Annotated in this window: 11 protein-coding genes and 5 pseudogenes; 10 read left to right on the forward strand and 6 right to left on the reverse strand. The window is 69.1% G+C overall.

All coding sequences use genetic code 11. The annotated features are described in order from the left end of the window. Positions 1-58 precede the first annotated feature (58 nt). On the forward strand, positions 59-469 hold the full coding sequence (locus BN4348_RS52560) for a hypothetical protein (protein ID WP_235852807.1): 411 nt from the start codon (positions 59-61) through the stop codon (positions 467-469). Positions 470-813: 344 nt separating this feature from the next. Here the strand turns inward: BN4348_RS52560 and hsaB are convergent, their stop codons facing one another. The 4 genes from hsaB to hsaA are packed head-to-tail and all read right to left on the reverse strand — an operon-like array spanning position 814 to position 4,352. Then, entirely contained in the window at positions 814-1,377 is a 564-nt protein-coding gene (gene hsaB, locus BN4348_RS52565) for a 3-hydroxy-9,10-secoandrosta-1,3,5(10)-triene-9,17-dione monooxygenase reductase subunit (protein WP_066916440.1), read from the reverse strand. A gap of 13 nt (positions 1,378-1,390) precedes the next feature. Then, complete coding sequence (gene hsaC, locus BN4348_RS52570; RefSeq protein ID WP_066916442.1) at positions 1,391-2,293, reverse strand: iron-dependent extradiol dioxygenase HsaC; 903 nt, start codon at positions 2,291-2,293, stop codon at positions 1,391-1,393. Next, a complete protein-coding gene (gene hsaD / locus BN4348_RS52575; protein ID WP_066916444.1) occupies positions 2,290-3,168 on the reverse strand; it encodes a 4,5:9,10-diseco-3-hydroxy-5,9,17-trioxoandrosta-1(10),2-diene-4-oate hydrolase in 879 nt (292 codons plus the stop codon). The genes hsaC and hsaD overlap by 4 nt, the downstream gene beginning before the upstream one ends. Further along, the gene (gene hsaA, locus BN4348_RS52580) at positions 3,168-4,352 is read right to left on the reverse strand and encodes a 3-hydroxy-9,10-secoandrosta-1,3,5(10)-triene-9,17-dione monooxygenase oxygenase subunit (protein ID WP_066916446.1); all 1,185 of its coding nucleotides are present in this window, start codon (positions 4,350-4,352) and stop codon (positions 3,168-3,170) included. The genes hsaD and hsaA overlap by 1 nt, the downstream gene beginning before the upstream one ends. A 150-nt stretch (positions 4,353-4,502) precedes the next feature. On the opposite strand from hsaA, the gene BN4348_RS52585 reads away from it, so the two are divergent. After that, complete coding sequence (locus BN4348_RS52585; RefSeq protein ID WP_066916448.1) at positions 4,503-5,585, forward strand: ferredoxin--NADP reductase; 1,083 nt, start codon at positions 4,503-4,505, stop codon at positions 5,583-5,585. A 28-nt stretch (positions 5,586-5,613) separates the two neighbouring features. After that, a complete protein-coding gene (locus tag BN4348_RS52590) occupies positions 5,614-6,147 on the forward strand; it encodes a hypothetical protein (protein ID WP_066916450.1) in 534 nt (177 codons plus the stop codon). Between the two features lie 87 nt (positions 6,148-6,234). Here BN4348_RS52590 and BN4348_RS52595 read toward each other — a convergent pair whose 3' ends face one another. Continuing rightward, positions 6,235-8,097 (reverse strand): acyl-CoA dehydrogenase, encoded by a 1,863-nt coding sequence (locus BN4348_RS52595; protein ID WP_066916452.1) that lies wholly within the window; start codon positions 8,095-8,097, stop codon positions 6,235-6,237. Positions 8,098-8,366: 269 nt separating this feature from the next. Between BN4348_RS52595 and kstR the strand changes: the two genes are divergently transcribed. Continuing rightward, complete coding sequence (gene kstR / locus BN4348_RS52600) at positions 8,367-8,966, forward strand: cholesterol catabolism transcriptional regulator KstR (RefSeq protein ID WP_142308823.1); 600 nt, start codon at positions 8,367-8,369, stop codon at positions 8,964-8,966. Between the two features lie 11 nt (positions 8,967-8,977). Here the strand turns inward: kstR and BN4348_RS52605 are convergent, their stop codons facing one another. Next, positions 8,978-10,060, reverse strand: coding sequence for a LacI family DNA-binding transcriptional regulator (locus BN4348_RS52605; protein WP_066916456.1), 1,083 nt, complete (start codon positions 10,058-10,060; stop codon positions 8,978-8,980). 130 nt (positions 10,061-10,190) lie between these two features. On the opposite strand from BN4348_RS52605, the pseudogene BN4348_RS52610 reads away from it, so the two are divergent. From BN4348_RS52610 to BN4348_RS52635, 6 genes and pseudogenes are all read left to right on the forward strand, one after another. Then, a pseudogene (locus BN4348_RS52610) lies at positions 10,191-10,373 on the forward strand (metal ABC transporter permease); the annotation flags it as partial. A 33-nt stretch (positions 10,374-10,406) separates the two neighbouring features. Then, the gene (locus tag BN4348_RS52615) at positions 10,407-10,964 is read left to right on the forward strand and encodes a sensor domain-containing protein (RefSeq protein WP_066916458.1); all 558 of its coding nucleotides are present in this window, start codon (positions 10,407-10,409) and stop codon (positions 10,962-10,964) included. 39 nt (positions 10,965-11,003) lie between these two features. Next, positions 11,004-11,306, forward strand: a pseudogene (locus BN4348_RS52620) (LamB/YcsF family protein); the annotation flags it as partial. A 5-nt stretch (positions 11,307-11,311) separates the two neighbouring features. Next, positions 11,312-12,127, forward strand: a pseudogene (locus tag BN4348_RS52625) (SLC13 family permease); the annotation flags it as partial. Further along, positions 12,117-12,518, forward strand: a pseudogene (locus BN4348_RS52630) (MBL fold metallo-hydrolase); the annotation flags it as partial. The pseudogenes BN4348_RS52625 and BN4348_RS52630, both read left to right, overlap by 11 nt. Positions 12,519-12,523: 5 nt before the next feature. Continuing rightward, positions 12,524-12,818: pseudogene (locus tag BN4348_RS52635) on the forward strand (arsenic transporter); the annotation flags it as partial.

The raw sequence follows: 12,818 nt of genomic DNA on the forward strand, positions 1-12,818 counted from the left end.
CTGCAGCACACCACCCACCAAACGTACGGAGCCCCTGATGAGCACCACTATTTGGATCGTGATCGCCGTGGTCGTGGCGGTCCTGGTGATCGCCGCCGTGATCTTCGCGGCCAACAGAGCAACGCGTCGCCGCCGGCAGCGGCAGGCCGAGGAAATTCGCGAACAGGCCAAGATCGCGTCGTCGCGGGTAGAACGGCGGCAAGCGCTCGCCGACGAAACGGCCGCCAAGGCGCGTGCAGCGCAGGCCGAGGCCGAAGCCAAGGCCGCCGAAGCCGCTAGGTTGCAGGAACGAGCCGCCAGGCACCAGAGCGACGCGGCGACATCGCGCGAGCAACTCGAGGACCAGTTCAGGCGCGCCGACAGCCTCGACCCCAACGTCAGGGAACCGGGTGATCAGACCGGGGAGACATCGCACGAGCCAGTGGCCGACCCCGAATCCGTCCGCCCTCACCGGCCCGCATCAGGCTAAAGACCCGGGCACACCCGATGGCCCGCCCCCCTCAAGCGGGCCATCGGGTGTGCCTCTCACACGAGCTGTAATGTGCCTTCCCCGCATCGGCGGGTGATCTGTTGCTCGCGCGTATGCCGTAGCTGAAACCGTTCCCGCCCACCGTCGTTCCGGCCGTCAGCGCCGTCTGCCGAAGCGCCTCGGTGCCGACGACGTTGTCGTGGTGGTCACCGAGCAGGCCTTGTCCGGGTTTTCAGGTACTTTCTCAACGCCCGTGTCGCCGGTGAGCGCATGACACAACGCATTCCCGAAAGCCTGCGGCCGCCAAACATGGGCTCGCGGCCGGCGCGTCGCCGCGCGAGGTGCTAGAGCCAGGTGTCCTGGGTGGTCGTCGTGAGGAAAGCTTCCAGGTCGTCGCGCCACTGGGCCGGCGTGGTCTTGTCGGGCTCGATGCCGGTGTAGTCACCGCGATAGAACAGCAGTGGCCGGGGCTTGATCTTGGGGGCCTCGGAAAGCGATTGGACCGCGCCGAATACCACGAAGTGGTCCCCGCCGTCGTGCACGGACGCCACCTTGCAATCGATGTAGGCGAGCGAGCGGTCGATGATCGGCGAACCCAATTCCGATGGGTGCCAGTCTATTCCGGCGAATTTATCGGGCTCCTTGGACCCGAACCGGGCCGACACGTCCTTCTGCTGTTCGGTCAGCACGTTGACGCAGAACCGGCCGGTTGCCTCGATGGCCTTCCAGGATCGCGAGACCTTGGTGGGACAGAACAGCACCAGCGGCGGGTCCAGCGATAGCGCCGCAAAAGACTGGCAGGCAAAGCCGATCGGGACGTCGTCGTGCACGGTGGTGATGATGGTGATCCCGGTGCAGAACTGACCCAGCACCTGCCGGAAGGCTCGCGGATCGATCTGTGCCGACATGGTTGGCCTCGGGTTAGGCGCGGAAGCCGACCGTGAAGTCGTGACCCCAGAGGCTCACCGCGGTGCTCTCCCGGGCGATCCAGTCGTGGTCGTCGACTTTCCTGCCCTCACAACCGAACTCGATGTCGAACCCACCGGGTGTCTTCATGTAGAAGGACAGCATCAGGTCGTTGACGTGGCGGCCCAGCGTGGCCGACATCGGCACCTTACGGCGCAGCGCCCGGTCCAGGCACAGACCGACGTCGTCGGCCTCCTCCACCTCGACCATCAGGTGCACGATGCCGCTCGGGGTCTGTCCGGGCATGAAAGCGAGGCTGTGGTGACGCGGGTTGCAGCCCAAGAACCGCAGCCAGACCGGCGCCCCGTCGGCGGGCCGCCCCACCAGCTGCGGCGGCAGGCGCATCGAGTCGCGCAGCTTGAAGCCCAGCACATCCCGGTAGAAGTGCAGCGTCTCGTCGTCGTCGCGGGTGGTCAGCACCACGTGCCCCAGGCCCTGTTCGCCGGTGACAAACCTGTGTCCGTACGGGCTGACCACCCGGCGGTGTTCCAGGGCGGCGCCGTGGAAGACCTCCAGGCAATTGCCCGACGGATCGGAGAACCGGATCATCTCGTCCACCCGGCGATCCGCCAGCTCGGCCGCGGTGGCCTCCTTGTACGGCGTGCCCTCCACGTCGAGCCGGTTTCGGATCTCTTGCAGGCCTTCGGCGTTCGCGCATTCCCAACCGGCCTCGCTCAGCTGGTCGCGCTCGCCGGGCACGATGACCAGCCGGGCCGGGAAGTCGTCCATCCGCAAATAGAGCGCACCCTCGGTGCCGCCCTTGCCTTCGACCATGCCGAGCACCTTCAGGCCGTACTCGCGCCAGGCCGCCATATCGGTGGCCTCGATGCGCAGATAACCCAGGGACCGGATACTCATCGCGCGCCTCCCAGGAAATCAACGGTGAGCTTGTTGAACTCGTCGAACTTCTCCACCTGCGCCCAATGCCCACATTGCCCGAAAACGTGCAGCTGCGCACGCGGAATGGTCTTCAGCGCCACCAGCGCCCCGTCCAGCGGGTTGACCCGGTCCTCACGCCCCCAGATCAGCAGCACCGGTTGGCGCAGCCGGTACACCTCGCGCCACATCATGCCCAGCTCAAAGTCGGCCCCCGCAAACGACATTCCCATCGCCCGGGTCGCCGCCAGCGATTCCGGCGTGCTGGCCAACGCGAAGCGCTGATCCACCAGCTCGGGGGTGATCAGGTTCTTGTCGTAGACCATCACCCGCAGGAAGGCTTCGAGGTTCTCGCGGGTGGGGGCGACGGAGAAGGCCGACAGCCGCTTGACGCCCTCGGTCGGATCCGGCGAGAACAGGTTGACGCTCAACCCGCCGGGGCCCATCAAGACCAGGCGCCCGGTCCGCTCCGGATAGTCGAGGGCGAACCGGACAGCGGTGCCCCCGCCCAGCGAATTGCCCACCAGCGGAACGCGTCCCAGGCCCAGTTGGTCGAAGAGGCCGCCCAGCGCCCGCGCGGCGTAGCGGTTGAATTGCCCGTGCTCGGCCCGCTTGTCGGAATGTCCGTACCCGGGCTGATCGACGGCCAGCACGTGGAACCGCTCGGCCAGCACCGCGATGTTCCGCGAGAAGTTGGTCCAGCTCGACGCGCCGGGACCGCCGCCGTGCAGCAGCACCACGGTCTGATCGTTACCGGCCCCCGCCTCGTGATAGTGCAGCTGCAGCGGCCCGTCCACGTCCACTTCGGCGAAGCGCGACGTGGATTCGAACGTCAACTCCCCCGTCGTCGTGGTCATCAGACCATCGTGTCGCCAGGCGGCAACCCGAATTCGTTGTTCCCGAAGATCACGTAGGCGCGCTCGGGATCGTTGGCCGCGTGCACCCGCCCGGCGTGCGCGTCGCGCCAGAACCGTTGCACCGGCTGGTCGTTGGCCAGCGCGGTGGCGCCGGACGCCTCGAACAAGCGGTCGATCGCGGAGATCGACCGGCCGGTGGCGCGCACCTGGTCACGGCGGGCGCGGGCGCGCAACTCGAACGGGATCTCCTTGCCGGCGGACAGCAGCGCGTACTCGTCGGCGACATTGCCGCTCAGCTGCCGCCACGCGGCGTCGATGTCGCTGGCCGCCTCGGCGATGCGGACCTTGGCGAACGGATCGTCCTTGGCCTTCTCACCGGCGAACGCCGCCCGCACCCGCTTGCCCTGGTGCTCCACGTGCGCGTCGTACGCGCCGTAGGCCATGCCGACGATCGGCGCCGAGATGGTGGTGGGATGCATGGTGCCCCACGGCATCTTGTACACCGCAGCGGTGTTGGTCGCATAGCCGCCCGCGGTGCCGTCGTTCATCGCCTTGTAGGACAGGAACCGGTGCCGCGGCACGAAGACGTCCTTGACGACCAGCGTGTTGCTGCCGGTCCCGCGCAGGCCCACGACGTGCCACACGTCGTCGATGCGGTACTCGCTGCGGGGGATGAGGAAGCTGCCGAAGTCAACCGGCCGGCCATCCTTGATGACCGGGCCGCCCACGAACGTCCACGAGGCGTGGTCGCAGCCCGACGACCAGTTCCACGAGCCGTTCACCAGGTAGCCGCCGTCGGTCACGACGCCGGCGCCCATCGGGGCGTACGACGACGAGATGCGGGTCTTGGGGTCGTCGCTCCAGACGTCCTCCTGGGCCTGCTGGTCGAACAGCGCCAGGTGCCAGTTGTGCACGCCGATGATCGAGCTCACCCACCCGGTGGAGCCGCACGCGCTGGCCAGTCGGCGGACGGCCTCGTAGAACAGCGTGGGGTCGCATTGCAGGCCGCCCCACTGCTCGGGCTGCAAAAGCGTGAAGAACCCGATGTCCTCGAGGTCCTGGACGGTCTGGTCGGGCAGCCTGCGCAGATCCTCTGTGGCCTGGGCGCGCTCCCGGATCTTCGGAAGTAGGTCGTCGATCCCAGCCAACACCGACTGCGCATCGCGCTGTTGAATGGACGTCACGTAAGTTTGCCTCCCCGGGAGTGCGGACTTACCCAGAAGACTAGAACACGTTCCGATTTGTGTCGAGCAGGGTATTCCTGCGGCTGGTAGCGATACGAATCCGGTTTTCTATAACATGTTCTAGTTGCCAGGAAAGGAAGGGACGAGGTCTTGACGGAAGCGATTCCCGACGAGCCGCTCGGCGACCACGTCCTGGAACTGCAGATCGCCGAGGTCGTCGCCGAAACCGACGAGGCGCGGTCGCTGGTGTTCGCGGTGCCGGACGCGCCCGGCGATCCGGCGATCCCACCGGAGCGGCTCCGGTACGCCCCCGGGCAGTTCCTGACGTTGCGCGTGCCCAGCGAGCGCACCGGCTCGGTGGCGCGGTGCTACTCGCTGTGCAGCTCGCCGTTCACCGATGACGCGCTGACCGTCACGGTGAAACGGACCGCGGACGGCTACGCGTCGAACTGGCTGTGCGACCACGCACACGCCGGCATGCGCATCCACGTGCTGGCGCCATCGGGCAACTTCGTGCCCAAGACGCTCGACGACGACTTTTTGCTGATGGCGGCCGGCAGCGGGATCACGCCGATCATGTCGATCTGCAAGTCCGCCCTCGCCGAGGGCAGCGGGCAGGTGACGTTGCTCTACGCCAACCGCGACGACCGCTCGGTGATCTTCGCCGACGCGCTGCGCGAGCTGTCCGCGAAGTATCCCGACCGGCTCACGGTGCTGCACTGGCTGGAATCGCTGCAGGGATTGCCCAGCGCGACCGCCCTGGCGAAGCTCGCCTCACCCTTCACCGATCGGCCCGTGTTCATCTGCGGCCCGGGCCCGTTCATGGAAGCGGCGCGGGTCGCGCTGAACGGGCTGGAAGTGCCCGCGGCACAGGTGCATATCGAGGTGTTCAAGTCGCTGGAGTCGGACCCGTTCGCGGCGGTGAAGGTCGAGGACACCGCCGAAGGCGACCAGCCGCCGGCCACGGCCGTGGTGGAGCTGGACGGCGAAACGCACACCGTGTCGTGGCCGCGCAACGCCAAGCTGCTCGACGTGTTGCTGGCGAAGGGTTTGGAGGCGCCGTTCTCGTGCCGGGAGGGACACTGCGGGGCGTGCGCCTGCACCCTGCGCAGCGGCAAGGTCAGCATGGAGGTCAACGACGTCCTGGAGCAGCAGGACCTCGACGACGGCCTGATCTTGGCCTGTCAATCTCGCCCGGAATCTGATTCGGTAGAAGTCACCTACGACGAGTAGTCGCGTAGCGAACCGGAAGGGGGCGCCGATGAAGCGGCTATTGCCGGGATTCGCGGCCGTCGGCGCCATGCTGGCGCTGGCGCCGGGTCCGGTCGCCTCGGCGGCGAGCAACACCGCCACCACCCGGTTCCCGCTGGACGGCCCCAACCAGCTGGAGACGCACGCTTTCCTCAATTGCTTCAAGGCCGACGGCCACTGCGACTTCACCGTCGGGGCCGACATGCTCACTCCCGACGGCGTGACCGGGTTCCCGCCGGGCCTGTGGGCGCGCCAAACGACCGAGGTTCGGTCGCCTAACCGGCTGGCCTACCTGGACACGCACGCCAACGGCCAGTTCGAGCGGGTCCACAAGGCGATGGGATCCGACGAGATAACCACCGTGTACTTCGGCGAGGGACCGCCGGACAAGTACCAGACGAGCGGGCGCATCGACTCGACCGACTGGCAGACGGGCCAGCCCAAGACCGACATCAGCGTGATCGCGTGCACCCACATCCAGGTGGTCTACGGCGGCGTCAACATCACCTCGCCCAGCACCTGCGCGCAGACCAATTTTTCGTAGCAGGCGGTAAATCTGCAGACAAAGTGCGACTTAGGTTCAAGGGAGTGCAGGCGTGCAAAATTACCGGCTCGGCGAAATGGTTGCCCGCTAGCGCGGCAGCCCGAGAAGCCGCTCGGCGGCGACGGTGAGCAGGATCTGCTCGGTGCCGCCGGCGATGGTGAGGCAGCGGGTGTTGAGGAAGTCATACACCGCTTGGTTGTGGACGAGCCCGCCGCCCTCGGAGACGTCCATCGTGTACTCCGCCAGCGCCTGCCGATAGCGGACGCCGATCAGCTTGCGCACGCTGGACTGCGCGCCGGGGTCCTGCCCGCCCACGGCGAGCTGGGCGATGCGCTGGTCCAGCAGCGAGCCGGTCTGGGCGGTGGCGATCAGCCGTCCCAGCCGGTCTTGTTGCGCGGCGTCGAGGTCCATGGCCGCCAGCATCCGGAGCAGCTCCTCCATCGGGTTGCCCAGCGCGGTGCCGGTGGCCATCGCGACCCGCTCGTTGGCCAGCGTGGTCCGCGCCAGCCGCCAGCCGTCGTTCACCGCGCCGACCACCATCTCGTCGGGGACGAACACGTTGTCCAGGAAGACCTCGTTGAACAGCGAGTCACCGGTGATCTCGCGCAGCGGCCGGATCTCGATGCCCGGTGAGCGCATGTCCACCAGGAAGTAGGTGATGCCTTTGTGTTTCGGGGCGTCGGGATCGGTGCGCGCGAGGCACACCCCCCACCGCGCCTTGTGCGCGGCGGACGTCCACACCTTCTGCCCCGTGAGCAACCAGCCGCCGCCCGGATCTTGGGACCGCACCGCTTTTGTCCGCAGCGACGCCAGGTCGGACCCGGCGCCGGGCTCGGAAAACAGCTGGCACCATAGGAATTCGCCGCGTAGCGTGGCCGGCACGAACTGTTCGATCTGTTCGGGCGTGCCGTGCCCGAGAATGGTCGGCGCCGCCCACCAGCCGATCACCAGGTCCGGCCGCACCACACCGGCCGCCGCCAGCTCCTGATCGATCAGCAACTGCTCGGCCGGTGACGCGCTGCGCCCGTACGGCGGCCGCCAATGCGGGGCCTGCAGCCCGGCCTCGGCCATGGCTGCTTGGCGTCGGGCTTCGGGCAGCGCGGCAACCTCGGCGACCGCCGCCGCGATCTCCGGGCGCAGGCCCTCCACCTCCGAGAGGNGCGCGGCGTCGGCGGCGGCCACCTCGGCCTGCTCGGCGCGGCACAGCATCTCTGCGCACAGGTGCTTGACGGCCTGGAAGCTGCCGATCGGCTTGCCGAACTGTTCGCGCACCTTGGCGTAGGCGACCGCGGTGTCCAGCGACCACCGGGTGATGCCGGCCGCCTCGGCCGCCAGCACCGTCGCGGCCAATTCCTCGACCCGCTGCCCCGGCGCCTCGACCACGGTGGCCGGCGCCGACGTCAGCACCACCCGGGCCAACGGCCGGGAGAAGTCGGCGGCCCGCAGCGGCTCGACCTGCACGCCCTCGCCGTCGGCGTCGACGAGCAGCCACTTCCCGTCCGCGGGCAGGAGGACGACGGCACCTTCCGCGCCGCCCAGCACCCACGGCAGGGTGCCCGACGCGCGTGCCGCCTCGCCGTCGAACCGAACGTCACCTTCCAGCGCCACGCCGGCGAAGCGTTGCCCGGACGCCAGGCCGGCCAACAATTCGGGATCATCGACGACCAGCGTCGCCAGGGCGGTCGTCGCAACCGGCCCGGCGATCAGCGCCTTGGCGGCTTCCTCGACCATCGCGCACAGATCCTCGATGCTGCCGCCCGCCCCGCCGCGGTCCTCCGGTATCGCCACCCCGAACAACCCCAGGTCGGCGAGGCCGGCGAAGACGGGCCGCCACGCGTCGGGTTTGCCCTGCTCGACGTCGCGAACGGCCTCGCTCGAACACGCGCCCCGCGCCCAGTCGCGCACCAACGCACGCGCGGCGAACTGTTCGTCGGTGACGGTCGCTACCACCCTCTGGTCCTCCGCGTGCCTGGTTGGGGATGAAGGGGCACTAAAGCCCACTAGAACGTGTTCTAATAGTGCCAGCGATCGAGCGTCAAGTCGAACGCCATTACAGCAGCACACGTGGTTGTCCCTGGCGCGGGGAGGTGGGAAATTTACGCACAGCATGCGTATCGTTTGCGAACGAACCACCTGAACAAGGAGCCTTTCCTCAGATGTCGTCAGCCAACCCGAGTTCGGCCCGCGTTCCTGACTCGCAGCCGCGCGAGGTCATGAACGTGGCGGTCCTGGCTGAGTCCGAACTCGGTTCGGAGGCGCAGCGGGAGCGGCGCAAGCGCATCCTGGACGCCACCATGGCCATCGCGTCCAAGGGCGGCTACGAGGCGGTGCAGATGCGGGCCGTCGCCGACCGCGCCGACGTGGCGGTGGGGACGCTGTACCGGTATTTCCCCTCCAAGGTGCATCTTCTGGTGTCGGCGCTCGGCCGGGAGTTCAGCCGCATCGACGCCAAGACCGACCGCTCCTCGGTCGCCGGTGGCACGCCGTTTCAGCGGCTGAACTTCATGGTGGGCAAGCTCAACCGGGCGATGCAACGCAATCCGCTGCTCACCGAGGCGATGACGCGCGCTTACGTCTTCGCCGACGCATCGGCGGCCAGCGAGGTCGACCAGGTCGAGAAGCTCATCGACAGCATGTTCGCGCGGGCGATGGCCGACGGCGAACCGACCGAGGACCAGTACCACATCGCCCGGGTGATCTCGGACGTGTGGCTGTCGAACCTGCTCGCCTGGCTCACCCGGCGGGCCTCGGCGACCGACGTCAGCAAGCGGCTGGACCTGGCCGTGCGGTTGTTGATCGGCGACACCGAAAGCGCATAGCGCCCCAAGACCTAGGCGGGCGGTCCGGCGGTGCGGCCCCGAATGAGCTCCGTCTCAAGGAGTTCGACGACCGGGAGGCCCGATCGCGGGGGCTTCAGCAGTAGCTCACCCGCCCGGCGTCCCTTCTGCAGGCTCGGCTGCGCCAGCGTAGTCAACCCCCGACCGATAGCGTCGGGCACGCCGTCGAACCCCGTGACGCTCATCTGGCCCGGCACGTAAATGCCGTGTGCGCGAAGGTAATCCATGGCGGACAGGGCCAAGATGTCCGCGGTGCACATCAGCGCGGTGATCCGCGGATTGGCCTCCAGCGCCGCCTTGGCCGCGGTGCCGCCCGATTCGGGGAGGTGCTCGTAGCTCTCCACCACGGTCAGCGAATCCGGATCGACACCGGCGGCCGCCATCGCCTCCCACACGCCGATGATGCGCTCGCGCTGGACGTCGAAGGCCGGCGACCGCAGGCGGTCGGCGTCCACCAGCCCCTGCCGGCGATCCCGGCCCAGCCGCATGGTCAGCAAACCGATCTCGCGGTGCCCCAGCCCGAGCACATAGTCGGCGAGCGCACGCATCGCGGCCCGGTCGTCGATGCCGACCCGGGACACGCCGGCCAGGCCCTTGGGCTGGTCGACCACCACGACCGGCAGCCGGCGCTGGAGCACCACCTGCAGGTAGGGATCGTCGTCACAGACCGAATACACCACGAACCCGTCCACGCCGGCGCCGAGCACGGCGGCCGTGCCGTCGTCGAGGCTGCGGCTGGCCCCCACGGCGACCAGGAGCAGCCCCTGCCCGAGTTCCTCGCAGGATTGCGCCACCCCCGCGACGAAATCCCGCGCCGCCGGATCGTTGAAGAAGTAGGTCAGCGGTTCGGCCATCACCAAACCCACCGCGCCCGCCTTGCGGGTCCGCAGCGACCGTGCCACCGGGTCGGGTCCCGGATAACCGAGCCGCTTCGCCGTCGCCAGCACCCGTTCGCGTAGGTCGGCGGAGAGCTGGTCCGGCCGGTTGAAGGCATTGGAGATTGTGGTGCGCGAAACCTTCAATTCGTCCGCCAATGACGCCAGAGTCGCACGCCGACGCGGGGTGGGACTCCTCACGTTCGGTGACGCTACAGCGGCCCGCCGTTGCCGCCCACCAGGGGTTCGAGGTGGGCGCGGGGGCACTGATCGGCAGCGCGCCGACGGCGGCGCGCGGAGTCCCGGTGCGCGTCCCGGGCTTCGTGTTCGCGCGGCGGCTCGGGTGGTGGCCTCGCCGGCGGCCTCGGTGGCCTTCGCGGAAGTCGCCGCCGTCGGGGGCATCCTGCTGTCGCCGGCGCCCGGCGTTCCGGTGTCGGCGTACGTCGCGACCATCTCGTTTGTCGGCTACCTGCGTTGCTGGCTCGTCGGGCGACGCCGCGAGGTTGCCACTTAAGCTGGTCGCACAAAGTGGGGATGGGGGACAGCAGTGCGCCAGCGACTCACCGTGGTCGTGCTCGCCGGGGTGTCCGCGCTCGCCGTCGGCTGCACCACCGTCGCGGGCGGCAGGGCCGTCCCCTCCGACCATTCCGGCCCCCTGCCGCTCGACGGGCCCGGCCAGGACAAGGTGTATGCCGGCACCGGATGGACCGCCATCCGCGGCCAGCGGCTCGACGACAGAGTCGACGACTCCAAGAGCCGCGACCACTACGCCATCCAGGCCGTGATCGCGTACCCGTCGGCGCGCGACGCCGACGCGTTCTACGCCTCCTCGGCGCAAAGCTGGTCCGCCTGCGCCAACCGGCGGTTTTCGGATTTGCCCAAGGGCAAGCCCCCGGTGGTGTGGACGGTGGCCGGCATCGATAAAGCCGGCGGCACGCTCAGCACGTCAGAGGTTCAGGAGGGCGGCGACGGGTGGACCTGCCAACGGGGCCTGACCGTGCGCAACAACGTCGCCATCGACGTCCTGGCGTGCGCCTCGCCCTTGGCCGCCGGCTCGGCGGTGGGCATAGCCGAGCAGATCGCGGCCAAGGTGGCCCGGCAATAGGCGGTGCGGCGGCTTTCGCGCGGCCCATAAGCTAGGCGGGTGCCCGCTATCGACCTCAACGCCGACCTGGGTGAGGGCTTCGGCGTTTGGCGCCTCGGCGACGACGACGCGATGCTCGGCATCGTCACGAGCGCCAACGTGGCATGCGGGTTCCACGCCGGGGATCCGGCGGGCCTGCTGCGGGTGTGCCGGTCGGCCGCCGAGCGCGGCGTGCGGATCGGGGCGCAGGTGAGCTACCGCGATTTGGCCGGATTCGGCAGGCGCTACATCGACGTCGCCCATGACGACCTCGTTGCCGATGTCGTCTACCAGATCGGCGCGCTGCAGGCGATCGCGGCAGCGTCCNCGCGGCGATCGCTCGGGGGCGGGTGGGGTCGGCCGGCCTGCTGGGGCGGGTGTTCGTCGTCGCCTCCCTGATCACCGCCGTGCTGAGCCTGGACGCCGCGGTGGTGTTGCTGACCCCGGTGGTGCTGGTCGCCGTGCGGCGGCTGCGGACCCCGGTGCGGCCATACGCCTACGCCACGGCACATTTGGCCAACGGAGCCTCGCTCCTACTGCCGGTGTCGAACCTGACCAACCTGCTGGCGTTTCACACCGCCGACATCTCGTTCACCAGGTTCACGGTGCTGATGGCGTTGCCGTGGCTGGGCGCGGTCGCCACGCTGTACGTGATCTTCCGGTGGTTCTTCGCCGGTGACCTGCGCGTGCAGCCCAACCCGGAGGAAGTGGGACCGGCGCCGCGGCCGCCGGTGTTCGTGTTGGTGGTGGTCGGGCTGACGCTGACCGGGTTCGTGGTCGGCCAGTCCGTCGGGGTCGCCCCGGCCTGGGTGGCGCTCATCGGCGCGTCGGTGCTGGCGGTGCGCAGCCTGAGCCGTCGGCACACCTCGGTGGCCGACATCGTGCGCTCGGCGCACGTGTCGTTCCTGGTGTTCGTGTTGGCGCTGGGCGTGGTGGTGCGCGCGGTCATGGTCAACGGGATGGACAGGGCGATGTCGTCCGTGTTGCCGTCCGGTTCGGGACTGCCCGCGCTGCTCGCGATCGCCGCGATCGCCGCGCTGCTGGCGAACGTCGTGAACAATCTGCCCGCCACGCTGGTGCTGCTGCCGCTGGTCGCGCCCGGCGGCGCCGGGGTCATCCTGGCGGTCNCTGGTGCGGGCGTCGGCGTTCCGCTGCGGCGAGGCGTGGTCGACGCTGGTGCACCACCGACCGTCGGGCCGGCGGTTGCTGATCCAGGGCAGCGCCGGCTTCGTGAAAGGCGCGCTGGCCGGCCGGCGCGCGGATGCCGCCTATCTCAGCGTCGGCCAGCTCGGCCTGCAGCCGCGTTCCTATCTGCTCGACTACTGGGCCGAGACCGTGCGCGCGGTGGGTGCGCGCCGGGTGATCCTCATCCACTGGGACGACTTCTTCAGCCCGTTGTCAAAGCCCTTGCGGGCCTTGCCTTATGCGGGCGACGACCTGGACGCGTCCATCCGTGTCCTCGGCGAGCTGGCCGCCGACGACGGGGTGGCGCTGCACATGCCGACGGTGTTTCGACGCGAAGACCCCTGGACGTAGGACGTATGCCCTTAGCCATTGCGCTGGCGTTGCTTGCTGCCGTGCTCGTGTTCGCCGTCGTCCGCCCGCGGGGTTGGCCCGAGGCGGTGGCCGCGGTCCCCGCGGCGCTGATCGTGGTCGCGGTCGGCGCGGTCTCGGTGCATCAGGCGACCGAGGAAGTGGCCGGATTATCGGGCGTGGTCGGGTTTTTGGGTGCGGTGCTGGTCCTGGCCAAGCTGTGCGACGACGAGGGCCTGTTCGAGGCGGCGGGCGCGGCGATCGCTCGGGGGCGGGTGGGGTCGGCCGGCCTGCTGGGGCGGG

Origin of the sequence: Mycobacterium interjectum (assembly GCF_900078675.2) — a bacterium.
Taxonomy (GTDB): Bacteria; Actinomycetota; Actinomycetes; order Mycobacteriales; family Mycobacteriaceae; genus Mycobacterium; species Mycobacterium interjectum.

Coding starts and splice junctions, on each gene's coding strand:
- hsaB (WP_066916440.1), bottom strand. CDS start 1,377: ATGTCGGCACAGATCGATCCGCGAGCCTTCCGGCAGGTGCTGGGTCAG.
- hsaC (WP_066916442.1), bottom strand. CDS start 2,293: ATGAGTATCCGGTCCCTGGGTTATCTGCGCATCGAGGCCACCGATATG.
- hsaD (WP_066916444.1), bottom strand. CDS start 3,168: ATGACCACGACGACGGGGGAGTTGACGTTCGAATCCACGTCGCGCTTC.
- BN4348_RS52590 (WP_066916450.1), top strand. CDS start 5,614: ATGAAGCGGCTATTGCCGGGATTCGCGGCCGTCGGCGCCATGCTGGCG.